At 73.1% G+C, this 20,102-nt stretch carries 20 protein-coding genes; 8 read left to right on the forward strand and 12 right to left on the reverse strand.

Annotated features, from left to right (window positions below; all coding sequences use genetic code 11):
• From LQK93_RS10105 to LQK93_RS10130, 6 genes are read right to left on the reverse strand one after another with little or no spacing between them, the layout of a single operon-like run.
• Positions 1 to 1,425: a tryptophan-rich sensory protein gene (locus LQK93_RS10105; protein ID WP_374971412.1), complete on the reverse strand. Its 1,425-nt coding sequence runs from the start codon at positions 1,423 to 1,425 to the stop codon at positions 1 to 3.
• A gap of 4 nt (positions 1,426 to 1,429) precedes the next feature.
• Entirely contained in the window at positions 1,430 to 2,152 is a 723-nt protein-coding gene (locus LQK93_RS10110) for a CPBP family intramembrane glutamic endopeptidase (RefSeq protein ID WP_374971413.1), read from the reverse strand.
• Between the two features lie 16 nt (positions 2,153 to 2,168).
• Positions 2,169 to 3,524: a cryptochrome/photolyase family protein gene (locus LQK93_RS10115; protein ID WP_374971414.1), complete on the reverse strand. Its 1,356-nt coding sequence runs from the start codon at positions 3,522 to 3,524 to the stop codon at positions 2,169 to 2,171.
• Complete coding sequence (locus LQK93_RS10120) at positions 3,524 to 4,861, reverse strand: class I SAM-dependent methyltransferase (protein WP_374971415.1); 1,338 nt, start codon at positions 4,859 to 4,861, stop codon at positions 3,524 to 3,526. Before LQK93_RS10120 ends, LQK93_RS10115 begins: the two co-directional genes overlap by 1 nt.
• A complete protein-coding gene (locus tag LQK93_RS10125; RefSeq protein WP_374971416.1) occupies positions 4,858 to 5,613 on the reverse strand; it encodes a DUF1365 domain-containing protein in 756 nt (251 codons plus the stop codon). Before LQK93_RS10125 ends, LQK93_RS10120 begins: the two co-directional genes overlap by 4 nt.
• Positions 5,610 to 6,893 (reverse strand): NAD(P)/FAD-dependent oxidoreductase, encoded by a 1,284-nt coding sequence (locus tag LQK93_RS10130; RefSeq protein ID WP_374971417.1) that lies wholly within the window; start codon positions 6,891 to 6,893, stop codon positions 5,610 to 5,612. The genes LQK93_RS10125 and LQK93_RS10130 overlap by 4 nt, the downstream gene beginning before the upstream one ends.
• Positions 6,894 to 7,043: 150 nt before the next feature.
• On the opposite strand from LQK93_RS10130, the gene LQK93_RS10135 reads away from it, so the two are divergent.
• From LQK93_RS10135 to LQK93_RS10150, 4 genes are read left to right on the forward strand one after another with little or no spacing between them, the layout of a single operon-like run.
• On the forward strand, positions 7,044 to 7,499 hold the full coding sequence (locus LQK93_RS10135) for an SRPBCC family protein (protein WP_374971418.1): 456 nt from the start codon (positions 7,044 to 7,046) through the stop codon (positions 7,497 to 7,499).
• 3 nt (positions 7,500 to 7,502) lie between these two features.
• Positions 7,503 to 8,456 carry a MerR family transcriptional regulator gene (locus LQK93_RS10140; RefSeq protein ID WP_374971419.1) on the forward strand — a complete coding sequence of 318 codons (954 nt, stop codon included), beginning with the start codon at positions 7,503 to 7,505 and terminating at the stop codon, positions 8,454 to 8,456.
• 57 nt (positions 8,457 to 8,513) lie between these two features.
• Entirely contained in the window at positions 8,514 to 10,322 is a 1,809-nt protein-coding gene (locus tag LQK93_RS10145) for a SulP family inorganic anion transporter (RefSeq protein WP_374971420.1), read from the forward strand.
• Positions 10,323 to 10,332: 10 nt separating this feature from the next.
• Positions 10,333 to 10,788: an MOSC domain-containing protein gene (locus LQK93_RS10150; protein WP_374971421.1), complete on the forward strand. Its 456-nt coding sequence runs from the start codon at positions 10,333 to 10,335 to the stop codon at positions 10,786 to 10,788.
• 4 nt (positions 10,789 to 10,792) lie between these two features.
• Here LQK93_RS10150 and LQK93_RS10155 read toward each other — a convergent pair whose 3' ends face one another.
• From LQK93_RS10155 to LQK93_RS10165, 3 genes are all read right to left on the reverse strand, one after another.
• Positions 10,793 to 11,533, reverse strand: coding sequence for a hypothetical protein (locus LQK93_RS10155; protein ID WP_374971422.1), 741 nt, complete (start codon positions 11,531 to 11,533; stop codon positions 10,793 to 10,795).
• Positions 11,530 to 12,036 (reverse strand): hypothetical protein, encoded by a 507-nt coding sequence (locus LQK93_RS10160; protein ID WP_374967679.1) that lies wholly within the window; start codon positions 12,034 to 12,036, stop codon positions 11,530 to 11,532. The genes LQK93_RS10155 and LQK93_RS10160 overlap by 4 nt, the downstream gene beginning before the upstream one ends.
• A 115-nt stretch (positions 12,037 to 12,151) precedes the next feature.
• Positions 12,152 to 12,445: a DUF1905 domain-containing protein gene (locus LQK93_RS10165; RefSeq protein ID WP_374967680.1), complete on the reverse strand. Its 294-nt coding sequence runs from the start codon at positions 12,443 to 12,445 to the stop codon at positions 12,152 to 12,154.
• 417 nt (positions 12,446 to 12,862) lie between these two features.
• Between LQK93_RS10165 and LQK93_RS10170 the strand changes: the two genes are divergently transcribed.
• Positions 12,863 to 13,186 (forward strand): dienelactone hydrolase family protein, encoded by a 324-nt coding sequence (locus tag LQK93_RS10170; RefSeq protein WP_374967681.1) that lies wholly within the window; start codon positions 12,863 to 12,865, stop codon positions 13,184 to 13,186.
• 20 nt (positions 13,187 to 13,206) lie between these two features.
• Here LQK93_RS10170 and LQK93_RS10175 read toward each other — a convergent pair whose 3' ends face one another.
• Together LQK93_RS10175 and LQK93_RS10180 are read right to left on the reverse strand one after the other, a co-directional pair.
• Positions 13,207 to 14,526 carry a GNAT family N-acetyltransferase gene (locus LQK93_RS10175; RefSeq protein WP_374967682.1) on the reverse strand — a complete coding sequence of 440 codons (1,320 nt, stop codon included), beginning with the start codon at positions 14,524 to 14,526 and terminating at the stop codon, positions 13,207 to 13,209.
• Between the two features lie 104 nt (positions 14,527 to 14,630).
• Entirely contained in the window at positions 14,631 to 15,347 is a 717-nt protein-coding gene (locus LQK93_RS10180; protein WP_374967683.1) for a PadR family transcriptional regulator, read from the reverse strand.
• Positions 15,348 to 15,725: 378 nt separating this feature from the next.
• Here LQK93_RS10180 and LQK93_RS10185 point away from each other — a divergent pair, with 378 nt between their 5' ends.
• The 3 genes from LQK93_RS10185 to LQK93_RS10195 are packed head-to-tail and all read left to right on the forward strand — an operon-like array spanning position 15,726 to position 17,857.
• Positions 15,726 to 16,160, forward strand: coding sequence for an ATP-binding protein (locus LQK93_RS10185; protein WP_374967684.1), 435 nt, complete (start codon positions 15,726 to 15,728; stop codon positions 16,158 to 16,160).
• 48 nt (positions 16,161 to 16,208) lie between these two features.
• Positions 16,209 to 17,096, forward strand: a complete 888-nt coding sequence (locus LQK93_RS10190) for a DUF5926 family protein (protein ID WP_374967685.1) — start codon at positions 16,209 to 16,211, stop codon at positions 17,094 to 17,096.
• 26 nt (positions 17,097 to 17,122) lie between these two features.
• Positions 17,123 to 17,857: a glycosyltransferase family 2 protein gene (locus LQK93_RS10195; RefSeq protein WP_374967686.1), complete on the forward strand. Its 735-nt coding sequence runs from the start codon at positions 17,123 to 17,125 to the stop codon at positions 17,855 to 17,857.
• Positions 17,858 to 17,886: 29 nt separating this feature from the next.
• Here LQK93_RS10195 and LQK93_RS10200 read toward each other — a convergent pair whose 3' ends face one another.
• Positions 17,887 to 20,079 carry a hypothetical protein gene (locus tag LQK93_RS10200; RefSeq protein WP_374967687.1) on the reverse strand — a complete coding sequence of 731 codons (2,193 nt, stop codon included), beginning with the start codon at positions 20,077 to 20,079 and terminating at the stop codon, positions 17,887 to 17,889.
• Between the last annotated feature and the right edge of the window lie 23 nt (positions 20,080 to 20,102).

Raw genomic sequence — 20,102 nt, forward strand, 5'->3', positions numbered from 1 at the left:
TCAGCCGTTGCGGCGTGCGATGGCCGTCGTCAGCGCGGTCGCGAAACCGCACCAGACGGCATACGGCGACAAGGCGATGCCGGCGCCCCGGCTCGCCGGGTGGGCACGGCGCGCGAGGTCCGCCGAGCTGGCCGTGAGAACTGCCGCGTGGGCGGCGGCCGCCCAGGGCCGGCGCGAGCGCCAGAAGACGACGCTCCAGGCCGCGTTGAGGGCGAGGTTGGTGCCGAACGCCTTGAGGTAGGTGTTGCGCCCCTCGCGGTCGCCCGCCCTGTCGTAGGCGGTGAGCGCTGCCGCCGAGCTCGCCGCGATGTCCGCGTAGAGCGCCGTCCACACCACCGGGAAGGCGATCGTCGGCGGCTGCCAGGCCGGCAGGTCGAGCGAGCGGTACCAGTGCGAGTCGGGCTTGGTGGCGAGCGAGCCCAGGACGGCGCTCGCGATCGTGGCCGCCCCGGTCAGCGCGAGGTTGCGCGGGGCCGTGTCCGGCTCCACCGTCTGCATCGCGCTCCGGACGGCCGTGTCGAAGTCCGTGAGACCACCCGGGACGTCGACGAGCCCGAGCAGGTCGCTCTCCTTGGCGACGACCTCGTGGACCAGGCTGCCCACGAGCGGCTTCGCCAGCCCGGCCGAGATGGGAGTCACGAGGCCGACCCAGTGGCTGGCCAGGCGCGGCGTCAGCACCGGCACGGTCACCACCACGGGCCGCCGCTGACCGGTCGCGTCGGCGAACCGCCCGATCATCTCGCGGTAGGTCAGCACGTCGGGTCCGCCGATGTCGAACGTTCGGTTCGCGGAGGCCGGCAGGCTGCCGGCCCCGACGAGCAGGGTCACGACGTCGTCGATCGCGATCGGCTGGATCCTGTTGTCGAGCCACTTCGGGGCGACCATCGCCGGCAGGCGGGTCGTGAGGTAGCGCAGCATGTCGAACGATGCGGACCCGTCGCCGAGCACGATCGCAGCCTGCAGCACGGCTGTCGGCACCCCCGAGTCGAGGAAGATGCGGCCGACCTCGACGCGCGAGGCGAGGTGCGGCGAGAGCACCTCGTCGTCCGGGTGGAGGCCGCCGAGGTAGACGATGCGCGAGACCCCGCCCTCCTTCGCCGCCTCGGCGAAGTGCGTGGCGGCCGCCCGGTCCCGCTCCTGGAAGTCCGGCTTGTCGTCCATCGAGTGCACGAGGTACCACGCGGCGTCCACCCCCGAGAGAACCTGGCGCATGTCGTCGATCGAGCCCACGTCGCCCTCGACGACCTCGACCCGCCCCACCCACGGACGGTCGTCGAGCGACCCGTGCCGGCGCGTGAGGACGCGGACGGTCCAGCCCTCGTCGAGCAGCCGCGGCACGACCTGGCCGCCGATGTAGCCGGAGGCGCCGGTGACCAGCGCGGTGCGGCCGCCGTGTTCAAGGGCAGTGGTCGGGGAGGAGGTCATCGGGTCACCTGGTGAGCTCGAGGGCGGGTGGGAGGAGCAGGAGCATTCCGGTCGACCACGTCACGTGCGTGATGATCGGGCCGAGGATGCCGCCCGTGACCCGTCGCTGCAGCGCGGTGACGAGCCCGAGGACCGCGGCGGCCAGCACGAGCAGCGGGATGCCGCTGCCGACGGTGGTCAGGGCGTAGAGCGCGGTCGTGACCGCGACCTGGTGCGACGGAAGGGCGGCATAGAGGGCACCTCGGAAGTAGAGCTCCTCGACGATGCCGTTGAGCATCGTGATGACCAGCACGACGGGCAGCGAGCCGAAGCGCGCGTGGTCGAGCAGGGCGTCGACCGGCTCGCGGAGGAACGGGACGCGGGCCACGACGAGTGCCCCCACGAGGAAGACGACGAGCAGCAGTGTTCCGAGCGCGAGCGACTGGACGACCGGCCGCGACTCGCGCTCGCCCGAACGGGTGTGGCCCCAGCCGAAGTGGAGTGGACCAGAGGCGACCGCACCGACCGCCCACACCGCCGCCAGCGCCAGCGACCCCACGTAGAAGAGCGGGTCGCCGGGCTTGATCCGCAGCGCCCAGGCGAGCACCACCGAGCCGACGACGAAGGTCACCGCGACCACGACGCGGCGCCGGGTCCGCGCCTGCGGCGGGTCGGGGTGCTGTGCCTTGACGGGCTCGAAGAGCGCGGCGTCGAGGAAGGCGCGCAGTTCGGCGACCGGTCCCCTCACCTGCACTCCTCCTCCCTCACCTGCGCGCTCGCTCGTAGCGGGCGAGGCTCTCCTTGCGCTCCTCGTCGTGGTCGACGATCGGGTGCACGTAGTCGTTGTCGTACCCGTTGTCGTGCTTCCACGGCTCGTGCGCCGCCGCGCCGGGGAGGTGGCGCAGCTCCGGCACCCAGCGTCTGACGTACTCGCCGTCCGGGTCGAACTTGCGCCCCTGGGTCACCGGGTTGAAGACCCGGAAGTAGGGCGATGCGTCGGTGCCCGTGCCCGCGACCCACTGCCAGCCGTGGTTGTTGGAGGCGATGTCGCCGTCGACGAGGTGGTCGAGGAAGTGCTGCGCCCCCACCGGCCACCACACGTGCAGGTCCTTGGTGAGGAAGCTCGCCGTGATCATCCGCAGCCGGTTGTGCATCCAGCCCTCGGCGAGCAGCTGCCTCATGCCGGCGTCGACGACGGGGAAGCCGGTGCGGCCCTCGCGCCAGGCGTCGACGAGCCGGTCGGTCTCGGACCCCGAGTCGTAGGGCAGCCTCGCCAGCTCGGGCCGCAGGTCGTGCCACGCGGACTCGGGGTGGTGCCACAGCACGTCGGCGTAGAACTCCCGCCAGATGATCTCGGTGACGTACGTCGTCGCGGCCTTCGAGCGCCCAGCCGGGTGCGCGGCGATGTCGGCGAGCACCGTTCGCGGGTGGATCTCGCCGTACTTGAGCGGCGCCGACAGCCGGCTCGTCGAGTCGAGGTCGGGTCGGTCCCGTTCCCTGTCGTATGCCGTCAGTCCGTCCCGCAGGAACGCCTCCCACCGCTTCCGAGCGGCGGCCTCACCGGCCTCGATGCCGTCGAGGTCGGCCTTCGGAAGAGGGTCGCTGCGCACCTCGTCGCGCAGCCACGGGATGCGCTTCGGCCGTTCGGCCGGGGCGGGCCGGCCGTGCTGGTGCCACGCCCTGGCGAACGGAGTGAAGACCTTGTACGGCGTGCCCGAGCCATTGACGACGCGACCCGGCCCGACGGCATACGGCGACCCGGTGGCGACGAGCTCGCGGCCGTCCTCGGCGAGCGCCTCCTCGACCGCCTCGTCGCGCCGGCGCCCGTAGGGCGTCGTCTCCCGGGAGACGTGCACCTGGCCCGCGCCCACCTGCTTGGCGAGGCGGGGGATGACCTCCACGGGGTCACCGCTGCGGATCACCAGCGCGCCTCGGGTGTCCTTCTGCAGAGCGGCCACCGACGCGAGCAGCCGGCGCGAGCGCGGGATGTCGGTGTCGAGCAGCCGCGGGTCGAGCACGAAGACCGGCAGCACGTGCGTCGCCGCCTCGATGGCCGCGAGCAGCGCAGGGTGGTCGCCCAGGCGCAGGTCGCGCCGGAACCAGAGGACCGAGGTGCTCATCACGAGGCCCCGGGCGCGGCGCCCTCCCGCTCGAGTCGCACCTGCGCCACGTCGAGGTAGCCGGTGGCGAACCCCGCCTCGCAGTAGGCGAGGTAGAACTCCCACTTGCGGCGGAACGTCTCGTCGAAGCCGAGCGCTTCCACCTCGGGCCAGCGCGCCAGGAACGTCTCCCGCCAGCGGCGCAGCGTCTCGGCGTAGTCCGCGCCGAACGGTTCAACCGCCGTCATGCGCAGCGACGTCGCAGCGTCGGTCGTCTCGCTCATCGCCTGCAGGCTCGGGATGAGACCGCCGGGGAAGATGTGCTTCTGGATCCAGCCGTACGAGTGCCTCGTGGCGAGCAGGCGCTCGTGCGACATGAGGATGGCCTGCACGGCCGCGATGCCGCCGGGGGCGAGCCGCTCGTCGATGGTGCGGAAATAGGTCTCCCAGTACTCCTCGCCGACGGCCTCGATCATCTCGACGCTGACGACGGCGTCGTAGACGCCCTCCACCTCGCGGTAGTCCTGGATGCGGATGTCCACCTTGTCGGCGTACCGGGCAGCCGCCACCCGCTCGCGCGCCAGGGCCGCCTGCTCGCGGGACAGCGTGACGCTCGTGACGGTGGCGCCGCGCCGAGCCGCCTCGAGGGCGAGCGTGCCCCACCCGGTCCCGATCTCGAGCAGCCGCGTGTGCTGGCCGACCTTGGCCAGGTCGAGGATCGCGTGGACCTTGCGCAGCTGGGCCTGCTCGAGGGACTGCGTGCGCAGCGGCTGGTCCTCGTCGAACATGGCCGAGCTGTAGGTCATCGTCGCGTCGAGGAAGGCCGCGAAGAGATCGTTGGACAGGTCGTAGTGCGCCTCGATGTTCCGGCGCGAACCGAGCAGCGAGTTCTCCTGGATGCGAGGGATGCGCCGGTCGACGACGCCACGCAGCCGCAGCCAGCCCTTGGGGACCGCCGTCGTGATCCGCGCGGCGAACGGCACGAGCAGCTCGGCGAGGTCGGTTCCGTCGGCGGCCCGCCAGTCGCCCGCCATGTAGGCCTCGCCGATCCCGATCTTCGGGTGGTGGGCCAGACGCTCGAAGAGGGCGCCCGGGCGCACGACCTCCAGGGCCGGCCGCTGGGCAGGCACGGCATGCACGGCATGCTCGGCATGCTCGGAGGAGCGACTGCCCCCGCCGAGCAGCGTCCCGTCCGGCATGACGACGTCGACGGGCACCCGCTGCGCGACCTGGCCCAGGATGCTGCGGGCCAGGCGCGCGCGCAGGCACAGGGTGTGGAGGGCCGGGCGGCGCAGGCACAGCGGGTCGGCGGTGGTCGACGACGGGGTCGGCGACACGGTCGAGGACAGGGCGGTCATCGGACGGCCTCCTTGGGGTGTGGGGGTCTGGGCATCACGGGAAGGCGGCGCAGCCACAGCCGGATGCCGTGCACCCGGATCAGGGCGGTCACCGTGAAGGTCATCAGGCCGTGGCGACGCACGAGCCGGAACAGCGCACGGGCGGTGGCCGGCTCCGGCGTGCCACGCGTCACCGCGGTCAGGATGCGCTCGCCGTCCCGCTCGAGGGCCACCGTCACGGCGACGGCGTCGGGCCGCAGGACGAGGCGGACGGCATACTCCCCGCGCGTGTCGTTGAAGGGGGACACGTAGAACGCCTTGCCGACCGTCGCCGAGCCGTCCTCGGCCACGTCGAGGAGGTACGCGTGGCGCTCGCCGTAGGTGTTGTGCACCTCGAAGACGACGGCCCGGAGCGAGCCGTCCGGACGCAGGCACCAGAACACGGTCAGCGGGTCGAAGGTGTGCCCGAGCACGCGGGCGTTGGCGAGCATGAGCACGCGGTCCCCGGATGCGAGTGTCACGCCGCGCGCGGACAGGAAGCGCTCGACGTCGCCCCGGATGCCACCACCGAGCCGGCCCTCGTCGAGGTGGTCGCGGGCGTCGAACCCGGCGAACAGCCGGGCCGGCCAGGAGAGCCGGGGCAGGTCGTCGACGTCGACCAGCCACTGGTAGTGGTCGTGGGTGAAGCTGTGTCGCAGAGGGGTCCGGCGCGAGTGGGAGACGGAGCCGTCGACCAGGGCGGGCAGCGGCGGTGGCACGACGACCGCCGTCACCAGCGGGCCCCGAAGGACTCGGCGGCCTCCACCCCCGACCGGCAGCCGTCCTCGTGGAAGCCCCAGCCCAGGTGGGCGCCGGCGAAGGCCAGGCGGCCGCCACCGGCCCCGCGCAGCCGCGCGGCCGCCGCGACGGCCTCTCCGGTGAAGATCGGGTGCTCGTAGGACATCCGCGCCGTCACGAGCGACTCGTCCACGATGCCGGCCGGGTTGAGGGTCACCACGTGCTCGTCGGTGTCGCGCAGTCCCTGCAGCCGGTTCATCCAGTAGCTCACGGTCACGTCGGGAGCCGCGGCGTCACACCCGCGCATGCGGTAGTTCCAGGAGGCCCTGGCCTGGCGCACCGCGGGCAGCACCGACGCGTCGCGGTGCAGCCAGGTCTCGTTGCGCGAGTAGCGGATGGCCGAGAGGTCGCGCTTCTCGTCGGGGGTCGCGTCGGCGAGCAGGTCGAGCGCGTGGTCGGCGTGGGTGGCCACGACGACCCGGTCGAACGTCGCCGTGTGCCCGTCGCGCACCCGCACGTCGACGCCGTCGTCGTGCCGCGTCACCGCAGTCACCGGACTCTCCTTGCGCACGTCGGGCAGGCGCGCGACGAGCCGGTCGACGTAGGTGGCCGACCCACCGGTGACGGTGCGCCACGTGGGCGATCCCGTCACGGTGAGCATGCCGTGGTGGTCGAGGAAGCGGAACAGGTGGCGCGCCGGGTAGCACGACGCGTCGAGGTCGCCGCAGGACCACACGCAGGCGACGAGCGGGATCGCGAAGTGGCGCACGAAGTAGTCGGAGAAGCGCTGCTGCGCCAGGAACTCGCCCCACGTCGGCTCCTGCGAGCCGTCGGCAAGCAGGGCCCGGGCCGCCTTGTGGAAGCGCGGCACGTCGCCCAGCATCCTGACGAACCGCGGGTCCGCGAGGCGGCGGCGCTGGGCGAACATGCCCTTGGGGCCGCGCCCTCCGGCATACGACAGCCCGCAGCCGGAGCAGGTGATGCTCATGCTCATCTCGGTGGGCTGGGTGGGCACGTCGAGCTCGCGGAAGAGGCGCAGCAGGTGCGGGTAGGTGCGCTCGTTGTGCACGATGAAGCCACTGTCGATGCGCAGGGACCCCTCCCGCCCGGCGACCGAGTGCGTGTGCGCGTGCCCCCCGAAGCGGCTGTCGCCCTCGAAGAGGGTGACGTCGTGCGTCCGGCTGAGCACGTGCGCGGCGGTCAGGCCGGACACTCCGGCGCCGACGACGGCCGCCGTGGGACGGCTCGTGCTGGGGTTCGCGTGCGGTGGGGTCACCGAGGGCCTCCTGGCTGATGTGGTCCCGTGGGGTTCGGGGCCGAGGCCCTACCGGATTGGTGACACGTGGTGTGCAGACGGACCCGTTGCCCACCGCTGGCGCTCACCGTAGAGTGCGTGTCTAAGGTCTGTCAAAGGTTTGGGGAGCGCATGGAGATCGAACGCACCGTCACGGTGGACCAGCCGCTCGACCGCGTCTTCGCCTACCTCAGCGACTTCACCAGCACCACCGACTGGGACCCGGGGACCGTGCGCACCGAGCGCGTCTCCGGCGAGGGCGGCGTGGGCACGCGCTACCACAATGTCTCGAAGTTCCTCGGGCGCGAGACCGAGCTGGACTACGTTGTCATCGAGCACGAGCCGGACCGCCGGCTCGTGCTCCGCGGTGAGAACGCCACCGTGGTCGCCCACGACACGATGACCCTCGTGCCCGCGGCGCCCCGGTCGGGTACGACCGCGGGTGAGGGCACGACGGTCACCTATCGTGCCGAGTTCGAGTTCAAGGGCCTCGCCAGGTACGTGGCCCCGCTGTTGTCCCCGGCCCTCAAGAGGCTCGGGGACGACGCCGAGCGGGGACTGCGCGAGGCGCTTGGCCAGTTGGAGTAGCAGATGTACACGATCAAGCGTGCGGCGGAGCTGACCGGCATCAGCGTCGCCACCCTGCGCGCCTGGGAGCGCCGCTACGGCGTCGTCAGCCCGCAGCGCAGCGACGGCGGCTACCGTCTCTACGGCCCCGAGGACGTCCGGGCGCTCGCGATCATGAACTCCCTCGTCAACGAGGGGTGGTCGGCACGCGAGGCCGCCGCCGAGACGCTGCGGCGCCTCTCGGGCCGCGACACCGCCGGGCGCGAGTCGTCCTTCGGCCGCGAGGCCCGCGACGGCCGTGACAGCCGTCAGGGCCGGGGGAGCAGGGTCGCGCCGCTGCGGCCCGGCGCGCGCTACCAGTCCGAGGACGCCGAGGCCTTCGTCCGCGCCGCGGAGCGCCTCGACACCGCCTCGGCCACCGCCGTGCTCGATGCCCGCTTCGCCCTCGGCACCTTCGAGCACGTCGTCGACGACTGGCTCATGCCCACACTCAAGCTCGTCGGCGAGGAGTGGGCCCACGGCCGCCTCACCGTCGCGGGCGAGCACCTCGTGTCGTATGCCGTCCAGCGCCGTCTCGCAGCCGCCTACGAGGCCGCGTCCGGCCGGGTCGACGGGCCGACCATCCTCATCGGCCTGCCGCCCGGCTCGCGTCACGAGCTCGGCCTGCTCGCCTTCGCCGTCGCCGCCCGGCGGGCCGGGTTCGCCACCGTCTACGTCGGGGCCGACCTGCCGGCCGAGGACTGGGTGCGCGCCATCGAGGCCCGTCGCGCCGCCGGCATGGTGATGGCCGTGCCGCGCGACATCGACATCACGGCCGCGCAGGACATCATCGACACCGTCGCCCGCACCCACCCGGAGGTCGTCATCGGCCTCGGCGGCAGCCAGCAGAACGAGATCTCCGGCCGCTGCGTGCACCTCGGGCACTCCATCACCGTCGCGGTCGGGGAGATGACCCGCCGCCTGCGCATTCCCGCCTGAGCCCGCGTCACCCGCGAAACCGACCTGACGGCATACCCCGTCGCGTACGTTCGTCGCGTGACCGCGGGGCTCGGCGGCCGGGCGACGTGGGAGCGGCTGCTCCCGGGCGTGGTCGTGCTGCGCCACTACGACCGCAGGTGGCTGCGGGGCGACGTGCTCGCCGGCGTCACGGTGGCCGCCTACCTGGTGCCGCAGGTGCTCGCCTACGCGGAGGTCGCCGGACTGCCGGCGATCACCGGGCTGTGGGCGGTGGGGCCGGGCCTGATCGTCTACGCGCTGCTGGGCTCGTCCCGGCAGCTCTCGGTGGGCCCGGAGTCGACGACCGCCCTGATGACGGCCGCCGGCGTCGGTGCCCTCGTCACCGCGGCCGGCGGCGTCGCGCTGCGTCAGCAGGTGGCCGCGCTGCTGGCCATCGCCGTCGGGCTCATCTGCCTCGTCGGGTTCGTCGCACGCCTCGGCTTCCTCGCGGAGCTGCTCTCCAAACCGGTGCTCGTCGGCTACCTGGCCGGTGTCGCCGTCCTCATGGTCGTCAGCCAGGTCGGGAAGCTCACCGGGGTCACCCTGGAGGGCAGCTCCTTCGCGCAGGACGTCGGGTATGCCGTCGCCCACCTCGGCGAGGCCCACCTCCCGACGCTGTGGCTCTCGCTCGGGGTGCTGGCCACCCTGGTGGCCTTCCAGCGCTTCGCCCCGACCTGGCCGGGCCCGCTGATCGCGATGCTCGGGGCGACCGTCGTCGTCTGGGCCTTCGGGCTGGTCGACCGGGCCGGGATCGCGGTCGTCGGGCCGGTGCCACAGGGGCTGCCGTCGCTGCAGGTGCCGCACCCGTCCGGCGTCGACCTCCGGTCCCTGTTGCCGGCCGCCCTCGGGGTCGCGGTGGTCGGCTACTCCGACAACGTCCTCACCGGCCGCGCCTTCAGCGGCCGCCGGGGCGCCGGGACCCACAGCATCGACAGCAACCAGGAGTTCCTCGCGCTGGGCGCGGCCAACGTCGGCGCAGGACTGCTGCAGGGCTTCCCGATCAGCTCGAGCGGCAGCCGCACCGTCATCGCCGACAACATGGGTGCCCGCACGCAGCTGCACTCGCTGGTGTCGCTCGTCCTCGTCGTGGCCACCATGCTGTGGCTCGGTCCGGTGATCGCGGCGTTCCCCACGGCCGCGCTCGGCGCCGTCGTGGTCTTCGCGGCGGCTGGGCTCGTCGAGGTCGGCGAGCTCCGGCGCATCGCCGCGTTCCGGCGCAGCGAGCTCGTGCTGGCGCTCGCCACGACCGCGGCGGTGCTGGGCCTCGGGGTGCTGCCGGGCATCGGCGTGGCCGTCGGGCTCTCGCTGCTCGACCTGCTCCGACGGATCGTGCACCCGCACGACGGGGTCCTCGGGTACGTGCCCGACGTCGCCGGGATGCACGACATCGACGACCACCCCGACGCCGTCCAGGTGCCCGGGCTGGTCGTCTACCGCTACGACTCCCCGCTCTTCTTCGCCAACTCCGACGACTTCGTCAAGCGTGCCCTGCAGGTCGCCGACGAGGCGTCGCGGCGGGGGCGCGTCGAGTGGTTCCTGCTCAACGCCGAGGCCAACACCGAGGTCGACCTCACGGCCGCGGACGCCCTCGAGACCGTGCGCTCGACACTGGCGGAGCGGTCCGTCCGCTTCGCGATGGCACGGGTCAAGGAGGACCTCCGGCGCTCCCTCCAGGCCAGCGGGTTCCTCGAGAAGGTCGGCTCCGACATGGTCTTCCCCACCCTGCCGACCGCCGTCGCAGCGTATGCGGCGTGGTACGGGCGCGAGCACGGCTCGCCCCCGCCCGGGCTGCAGATCCCGCCCGTACCCGCCCAGCCCGAGCCTCTGCCACCGGACCCGGATGCCTAGTCTCGTTGGCATGAGCCCCACGGTGGTCGCGATCCACGTCGCCAAGGGCCGGCGGCTGCCGACGCGCTCGGTCGCGAGCGTGGAGGCCGAGGCCGGCGCCGGCCTGGTGGGCGACCGCTACCACGGCAGCCGGCACCGCCACGTCACCGTCCAGTCCCTGCCCGACCTCGAGGCCGCGGCGGCGGACCTCGGGCGGCCGGTCGACCCGGGCCTGACCCGGCGCAACCTCACCATCTCCGGTGGCCGGATCCCGACGAAGCCGGGGGCCCGCATCCGCGTCGGCGACGTCGAGCTGGAGGTCGTCCGCGTGGCGGCGCCCTGCCGGCTGCTCGACGACGAGCTCGGTCCGGGGGCGGCCCGCGCCCTGCACGCCCGGGCCGGCACCGTCTTCCGGCTCCTCGGCTCCGGCACCATCCGGGTGGGGGACGAGGTCGTCCTCGGGGAGTCCGCCGAGGGATCCTCCTGAGGGTTCAGGCGGAGCGGGGGAGGACCCCGGTCTCGGCGTCGGTCGGCAGCAGCGCGACGACGGCTCCCCACAGCGCCGTGGCGGTCGTCGGTACGAGCACCGGTCCGCGGTCGTCGGCCTCCACGCGCAGCAGCCCCGCCTCCGTGTCGATCCACGCGAGACGGCGCACCACGGTGCCCGACGCTGTGGGGAAGGCGACGTCCGCCACGGCCAGGCTCCACCGGCCGGCACGGATCGCGGTTGCGGCAGCCGGCCACGGCGCCAGGGCCTCGGCCAGTGCGACGCCGCCGGCGACGCGGGTCCGACCCGAGCCGGCAGAGAGTGCATCGAGCAGGGACTCGTCCACCGACACCCCCGACGGCTCGAGTCGGGGACGCGGTCCCAGACCGGTGCGCTGCGCGACCTCGGTGGGCAGGAAGTCGGTGCTGACCGCTGCGAACTGGTAGGTGCCGTCACCGAGGTCGCTGAGCAGGGCGCTGACGAAGGCCACCCAGCACTGGTGCAGGGTCACGCTGCCCGGGGTGCTGACCAGCACCTGGAGTGAGCCGAGCGAGCTCGTCACCGCTGCGAGCGCGTTGCGCAGCCGGGGGTGCGGCCGGCCGTCCGAGACGGCGCCCGCCCGGTGGAGCCGAGCCACGACCCCGTCGCAGACGCCCTCGGGCTCCGTCGCGTAGTCGACGAGGCCGATGAACGCCTCCGGGTCGAGCTGCAGGTGGCCCGTGGTCGCGTCGAAGACGACGCTCACGCGGCGACCAGCCGCTCGGTCCGCACCACCAGGCTGGCTGCGACGGCAGCGATGACCTTGGCCATCTCGGGCACGCGCGGGGTCGCGACCCGTGCGACCAGGGTGATGCCGCTGCCGTCGACGACGGTGCACCAGCGCTCGGTGGTCACGGACTCGCCGGCGGGTGTCGCGTGCGTGGTGAGCCGCCGCGTGCCGGGGTGGCCGCCGACCTCGACGTCCTCCCGGTCCAGCAGCAGGTAGCCGTCGAGCTCCGCGGCCTCGCGCAGCGAGGTCTCGTGGTCCCAGTCGACCAGCGCGCCGCCGACCGGCGTGAATGTCACGACGACGTTGGTGCGGAAGCGGTCTGCGTCGTCCGGCTCGACCGCTGCGACGACCTCGCCGGGCGCGAGCTCGATCGCCTCCCACGCCACCGGCACGTCGAAGGACACCCGGCCCCCGTGTGCCGTCACGGTCATCCGGCCTGACAGCGGGTCGTGTCCCGACTCCGTGCAGACGTCAGCCATCCGGTGTTCCTCCCCTGTACGCGTCGTCGACGCCCGTGGTCCCCACGGCGTGCGTACACATCATGGAGCCGAACCGGGCGTATCGGCGCGGAACGGTCATAACGAATCCAGGCAATCAGCAGGAATCGACGCGGACGTCGAGGCCGACCGACACGGTGTCGCCCTCCTGCACGTCCTCGGCCCGTCGCACGGCGTCCTTGAGCGGGACGACGTAGCCGCCGTCCTTGGGCCAGAGGGACGTCGTCCACTCGGTGCGCCCCACGCGGGCGGTCACCGGGATCATGCCCCAGCCGTAGCTCACGTGGGCCACGTCGTGCAGGGCCTGCGACTCGTCCTCGGGCACGGTGACGAAGTAGTACGGCGCCGGACCGCGCCACTGCCAGACCTCACCGCTGAACTCCAGCTGCATGCGCTCAATATGTCAGTCGGGTGTCAGTCGGGCTCGGGGAGCACGCGGAGGATGCCGGCCTCGACGAGCACGCCCACGTGGTGGGCCACGGTGCTCTTCGGCTGCTGTCGGATCGGTCTAGGTTGTTGGATCGACAGCCGGGACACCATCGAGCACAGGAGCAAGCATGGCCGACGTCCTCCTCCTGCACCACGCCCAGGGCCAGACGCCGGGCTTCCTCACCTTCGCCGACGCCCTGCGCGCGGCGGGTCACACGGTGCACACGCCGGACCTCTACGACGGCCAGAGCTTCGCCACGCTCGACGAGGGCCTGGCCAGGGCGCGGTCCATCGGTTTCGACCGGCTCCAGGAGCAGGGGTCGCCGCCGCGGACGGCCTGCCGCACGACCTCGTGTATGCCGGCTTCTCCCTCGGCGTCATGGCCGCCCAGCGCCTGGCCCAGACCAGACCCGGCGCCCGTGCGGCACTCCTCCTCGACTCGGCGATCCCGCTCGGCGAGTTCGCTCCCGAGTGGCCGGCGGGCGTGCCGGTCCAGGTCCACGGCGGCGAGGCTGACGAGTTCTTCATGGACGAGGGCGACGTGGATGCCGCCCGAGGCATCGTCGCGGCGGCATCCGACGGCGAGCTCTTCACCTATCCCGGCTGCGGGCACCTGTTCGCCGACGCCAGCACGACGGCGTACGACCCGGAGGCGGCGAGCCTCGTGCAGCAGCGCGTCCTCGACTTCCTCGCCCGGGTCTGAAGCGCGCTGGAGGGCGCCGGTCAGTCGGCCGGACCGGCGAAGCGCTCGCGGGTCAGTGAGTAGTAGACCTCGTCGGACCAGGTGCCGTCCGGGTTCGGGAGCCGGCCGCCGAGCCGGCCCTCGGCGCGGAAACCGGCCTTCTCGGCGGCACGTCCAGAGGCCTCGTTGCCGACCTTGTGGCCCAGCTCGAGCCTGGCCAGGCCCGCATCCTCGAACGCCCACCGCGACACGAGCCGCAGGGCGCGGGTCGTGAAGCCGCGGCCGCGGAAGGCCGGCAGTACCCCGTAGCCGACCAGCCCGGTCCCCGGGGGCCCGAGCCGCAGCACGCCGATGACGCCGGCGCCTGCACCGCTGGCGGCGTCGACCATGACGAAGCGCGCTGCCCGGCCGCGTCGCCACTCACGCGCAGCGCCGGCGGACTTGCGCCTGGCCTCGTCGTCGGTGAGCGGCTCGCCCGAGAAGTCCCACCGCAGCGACTCCTCGTTGTTGTGCTCGTCGCGGACCACCTCCCAGTCGTTGACCGTGACGGGCCGCACCGTCACGATGTCGTCGGTCAGCGGGCCGGTCTCCGGGAAGGCCGACGGCGCGGGCCCGGCAAGCACGTCCCCGGGCGACCTCAGCAGGTAGGTGTCGAGCACCCACCCGTGCCGCTGGATGCCCTCGGCCCGCACCTGCCGCACGTCTTCGAGGACGTCGGCCAGCAGGCCGTGCACCAGCTGCTCGTCGGGCGTGCCGAGGTAGGCGCCCCAGAAGAGCTCGAGGTCGGGGAAGGCGTCCGCCAGGCCCGCGCACGCCAGGTCCGGGTCGAGGGAGACCACCACGTCGCCCAGGGCCGGTTCGTACTCGTCGACGAGACGCGACCCGCTGGTGAGGTGAACCGGCGCCCCGGCGTGGCCGAGCCCGATGCGGTGGCGCGCCGCCAGCAGCTGTGGGGCGCTGATCCCGGCGACCACGTCGTGGTCGACGTCCACGCCGCGTTCGGCGTACCGCTCCACGAGTGCCTCCACCACGCCGATCGCCGCGCCCTCGAGGGCAGGGTCTCCCCAGACGGGCAGCCCCACCGTCGTCTCCTCGCTCCCGAGCGCGTCGAGGGCGAGGGCGTACGCGTCCACGCGTGCCCCCGGGTCGGAGACCGTCGGCACGTCGACCACGCGGTAGCGGTGGTCGGCCGGGATGAGCGCGTCGCACACCGCCCCTCGGGCCGCGGCCAGGGAGGCCGGCGCTCCCGTGCCGGTCTCCTCGACGAGGAGGACGTCGACCGTCGCGAGTGCGCGCGCGGCCTCGGCCGTCACGTGCCGCGGGTCGCCCGTCCCCAGCCCGATGACACGCAGGCGCTCCATCACCACCTCATCCTGCCCGACGGCCGTCGCCTCGTCGTGCACCCCGAGCGCGACTGACGCGCCCGGGGTGCCGACCTGCCGTGCAGGGCTCTGCGCGGTTGCTGTTACTCGGGGTCGCCGTCGGCGAGCAGGGAGTAGAGCTTGCGCCGGGTCTCGGTCAGGATCTCGGCGGCCTCGGCACGCTGCTGCGACGTGCCGGTGGTGACGATCTGCCACATGCCACCCATCACCTGGCCGACGAGCGGCATCAGGTCACCGGTGCCGCCGGACGGACGGGGCGCCTCCTCGTCCTCGGCGGGAGTCTCAAAGGGGCGCCAGGTGGCCGCCATCTCCTCGGCGTTCTCCTCGACGTAGGCGCGGCCCGCGTCCGTGAGTCGCAGCAGCCTGCGCCCCTCGACCTCGCGGCCCTCGACCAGCCCCTCGTCCTCGAGCTGCTGGACGGTGGGGTAGACCGAGCCGGGGCTCGGCTTCCAGGCGCCGCCCGTGCGCTCGGAGATCTGCTGGATGAGCTGGTAGCCGTTCATCTCGTCGCCCGCCAGGACGTCGAGGATGGCGGCGCGGACGTCGCCGCGTCGCGCGCGCGGACCGCGGCGACCGCCGAAGTCGGCGCCGAACCCGGGTCCGCCGAAGTGCCGCACGAGGTCGGCGACCCACGGCGGCGGTCCGGGGCGGCCCCGCCCGCCGTGACCCGGGCCGCCGGGGCCGCCGGATCCGCCCCAGGGACCGCGGCCCGGGCCGAAGCCGCCTCCCCAGCCGCCTCCCCAGCCGCTGTCCCAGCCGGACTCGCGGCGGGTGTGTCGGGTGTGTTGGTGTCCATGCATGGTCTTCCTCCTTCTTCCGCGACCCACGAACAGTCGCGATACGTCGACGATATATCGCTCACATTCACAGGTGCAAGGGTTCCGGGGGCGGTGGGTATGCCCCACAGGAAAGGCCGAGCGCGTCGATGCAGCTGTATGGACGTCTCTAGCCGCACGGCTAGAGAGCGCTAGGCGAAGGCAGCGAACGGGCTGCGGATGGGAAAAAGTCACAGTTCGTTGAGGTTGGGCGAAGGTTTGGTTACCTTGCAGCGACAGGGAGCGCGAGCGCGATCGCCCGTGAGGAGGACTGACGTGGCGAGCACACAGCGCCCACAGGGGAGCGGCTCGGCGTCCCACGCCGGTACGGATGCCCGACGAGCCGGATCCGTGAGGAGACCCATGAGCAACGTGCCGGCAGAGCCGCTGGGCGAGAAACGCACCGTACGCCTCCAGTGGGCGCCGGCGGCCGCCCCGCGGATCCGTCGCGAGCTCGTGCAGGACCTGCTGGCCCGGCAGGTGAGCCCGGACGTCATCGACGAGGCCGAGATCGTCGTCAGCGAGCTCGTCGCCAACGCCATCCGGCACGCCAGGCCCCTGGCGGACGGCACGATCCGCATCCACTGGAAGGTCAAGAACAACGTCGTCGAGGTCGAGGTGTCCGACGGGGGTGGCCCCACGGTGCCGCGGCCGGCGCCGCCGGCCATGTGGGCGCCCGGGGGTCGGGGCCTGCGCATCGTCCGGTCCCTGGCCCACGAGTGGGGGGTCATCGACGATCCGAACGGCCGCACCGTCTGGGCCTCGCTCGGTGGGCCCTCGCGGCGCCGATCGCACTGACCCGCGCCGAATGCAGGCGCGCCCGGACCGGCCACTAGGGTGGCGCCCATGGGTAAGGCATCACGTCGACCGCGCGGCGAGCGCGCTGACCGTTCCGCACGTCCACTTCCGGCCCCGTTCGTGGCCCGGCCCTTCGAGGGCCTTCCCAACGAGACCGACTGGGTCGCGATGCGCGAGATCGTGCCCGCCGCCACCGCGACCGTGCGCTTCGCCGAGGGCAAGGCGCCGGAGGGCGCGCCCGACGAGGTGACGATCGCGACCGTGCTCCCGCTCGCCTGGCCGGGCCTGCACCGCGAGGGCGGCGAGGTGCTCGTCGGCATCCAGTCCGGCAACGCCAGCGGTGACACCAGTCGCGACATCGCCCAGGCCATCGCCCTGGCATCGGCGGCCGATCCCGGCTCTCCGGTGGAGACGCTTCCCGTCGCCACGGTTGACAGCCCGCGCCTGCAGGACGTCCTCGACCTGGACGCCTCCTTCGAGATGCAGCTGCACGAGGGCTTCGACTTCTGGGTGGCCGACGCCGACCTCGACGCCGACGGCAAGGAGTCGCTCCAGCGCGCCAACGAGTCCGTGATCCCGACCGTCAAGCTCGATGCCGCGCCCTCCGCGTTCTGGTGCCGCATCGGCGAGCGCACCTACGTCCGGTGGGTCCTGCCCTTCGACGAGGACACGGCAACCGACGCCCTCGCCCGCCTGCACGCCGCCGGAGAGAGCCACCTCGGCGACGGTGGTCGCCTGCTCGGCTGCTTCCGGTCGAGCGGCCTGCTCATTCCGGTGTGGGAGGTCGACCCCGCCTCGGAGGCCGGCGAGTTCGAGGACGCCGTCGACGCCATGAAGGCGAAGATCGACGCGGCTGCCGCGTCCGGTGAGCCCCTCACCGCGGCGGAGCGCGGTGCCAAGGCGGGCCTCACCAACCGCCAGGTCACCCTCCGCTGAGCGCAGCGCCGAGGACGATGACAGGGATGACGACCAGCCGGCCGCCGTCCGTCGCCGTCGTCATCCCCGCCAAGGACGAGGCGGCTCGGATCGCCGAGACGATCCGCGGTGTCCGCACGATCCCGGGCGTCGCCGCAGTGGTGGTCGTCGACGACGGCTCGACCGACGGCACCGATGCCATCGCCGCGCGCGAGGGCGCCGAGGTGGTGTGCCACGACCGCAACCACGGCAAGGCCGACGCCATGATGAGCGGCCTCGGCCGGGTCAGGGGCCTGCGCCGCACCGGCTGCCTCGACGAGGACGCGGCAGTGCTCTTCGTCGACGCGGACCTCGAGGCCTCGGCGCACGCCGTCGGGTCCCTCGTCACCCCGGTCGCCCGCGGCGAGGCGGACCTCACGATCGCCACCCTGCCGCAGCAGCAGGGCAGTGCAGGTGGGCACGGCCTGGTGGTCTCGCTCGCCCGCAACGGCATCGAGGAGCTGACGGGCTGGTCACCGGTGCAGCCCCTGTCGGGCATGCGCTGCCTGTCACCTGCCGCCGTCGCCGCAGCCACCCCGTTCGCGCGCGGCTGGGGAGTCGAGGTCGGCATGACCGTCGACGTGCTGGACGCGGGGCTGACCATCCTCGAGGTGCCGTGCGACCTGCAGCACCGGGTCACCGGCACCGACTGGCGCTCGCAGGTGCATCGCGCCGCGCAGTACCGCGACGTCGCGCTCGCTTTGGGCGTGCGGCGGCTGCGCCGCCGGCTCGGACCCGGCTGAGCCGAGGGTTCGGCGCGAGCCCAGAGTGCTCAGAGGTGGTGGCGGTCGCGCCGACGCCGGACGGGGGCCCGGCGCGCCTCGATCGCGAGGAAGTGCATGACCGCCGAGACCACCAGCGGCACCGTGAAGATGGCGGCGACCGGCGGGATGGCGGCGCCGGAGTCGTTGGTGAGGAAGCCGATGGCCGCCATGACGATGACCGAGAGCAGGCCGCGGCGCATGATCGGGGCCTCCTCGAGCAGGCGCCGCAGCGGCTCGGTGCCGAGGATCCCGGGGCGCAGCACGACCATCACGACGACGACCATGAGGGCGATGACGACCACGAGGAGCGCCGGCATGGCCACGGCCAGGTCGACGTTGGCCCACAGCTTGCGCGACACGACGTCCCAGGCGCCTCCATCGATGACCGTCTGCAAGAACCGGCCGGGATGCGAGCGCTCGGCATCGGGCCGGCGCCAGTCGAGGTAGCAGACGAGGCCGACGACCAGCCCCGCCACGAGCAGGACGAGCGAGACGTTGCGCACGGACGTGCGCCAGCCCATGACGCCCATGAGCAGGAACCCGAGTGCGGGCACGAGTGCGATGGGGCCGCCGAAGTCGGCTCCCCACGCCGGGAGCACGTCGACCGCGAGGGCGCAGCCACCCACGACGACCACCGCGCAGACCGCGAGGTGCGGGGCGCCACGCCTCGTCAGCGCGTGCGCGAGGGCTGCGCACAGCAGCAGGACGGCGGCGGCATACAGGGCGAACGCGACGTTGCCCATCCCGTAGAAGCGGCCGCCGACGAGCGGCTGGAGGCCGAAGATCGAGGAGATCTGCAGGCGCGACCCGGTCAGCAGGTCGACGCCGATGACGCCGGCCGTGACCGCTGACATCGCTGCGAGCGGGCCGAGGGCCGAGCTGCTCCAGGGCCCCTTGAGGCACACCAGCGTCAGCACGCCACTGATCACCAGGACGAGGACGAACAGCATGGCGACGAGCACGACGGTGTTGGTCGAGGCACGCCACCAGGGCACCAGGTTGGCGAGGAACGTCGCGGCGGGCATCGCCGCCGACAGCAGGCCGGTGAGTCGGGCCATGCGCAGGGCTCGCGCCCGGGTGAGGCGGCGGTTCCACGGGCGGGAGCGGCGCACCGCCAGCCCCAGCGCGAAGAGCACGAGCACGGTGCCGGCGAGCCAGATGGTCAGGAACGGCGCGACGATACGGTGCATCGCGTCGGCCTTGGTGTCGATGTCGGTGAGCGCGGTGAGCTTGGTCGCCGCGGTGTCCTCGCTGTTGTTGGCCGAGGGCACGATGCTGAGGGCGCGGCCGCCGATCTCCGTCTTCGGGGTCACGCCGCCGCGCTGCAGGATGGTCGCCGTGATGTCCGACAGCTGGGCGACGCCCGTCAGGCGGGTGGAGGCAGAGGCGAGCAGTCCGGGTGCGTAGTGCGGCCCGCTCGCCGCGAGCAGCCGCAGGCGCTCCTGCTGGTCGCGGTCGGCGAGTCCGGCGACGAGGAGGTCGGCGCCGCTCGGCATGGCCTCCATGACCAGCTCGATCCGGCGCTCGAGGCCGTTGACCAGCTCCAGGTGGCGCGTCGGGTTGGGGTCGGTCGTGTCGATGCTGCCGACGTCGACGATGCTGACCGGGCACTGCGCGAGGTCCGAGGTCAGCGTGGTCGCCTGGAACGGGCTGTACCGCGCGAGCCTGCCGTCGGACGTGGCGGCGGCGAGCGCCCCGCCCGGCCCGACCGCCTGGATGCAGGTCTTCTGGACGGCGAAGCTGTCGCCGAGCAGGCCCAGCTGCGCCCGGAACTCGGCCGCTCTGGACGACTTCGCCAGGGCGTCGAAGCCGCTGACCCGAAAGCCCGACGTGGCGTTGCCCGTGACGGGAGGCAGCTGCTCACACCGGGGGCGTGCCTCGCTCGTGTCGGGGCCTGCCGCCTCGCCCGCCGACACGGTGGCCCAGCCGTCGGTGGGGCAGGTCGTCAGCGGCAGGGTCTTGACGGAGACCGACGCCGCCGCGCCGTCACGGAGCAGTCCCCACAGGATCGGGGTGTCCCTGGCGGAGACGTCGTCCCAGGACAGGCCCCCGAGGCCCACGACGACGAGCGACTCACCCGGCTGCGGCTGGGCCGTGGGCGGCACCGGGATTGTGGTGCGCTTGGCGTAGGCGAGCGTGAGCGCTGCCGCCATGACCAGGAGCAGGACGACCAGCGTCTTGACGGGGTGGCGGCGGATCACGCAGGACACCCTACAAACCGACG

Origin of the sequence: Terrabacter sp. BE26 (assembly GCF_041941675.1) — a bacterium.
Classification (GTDB): domain Bacteria; phylum Actinomycetota; class Actinomycetes; order Actinomycetales; family Dermatophilaceae; genus Terrabacter.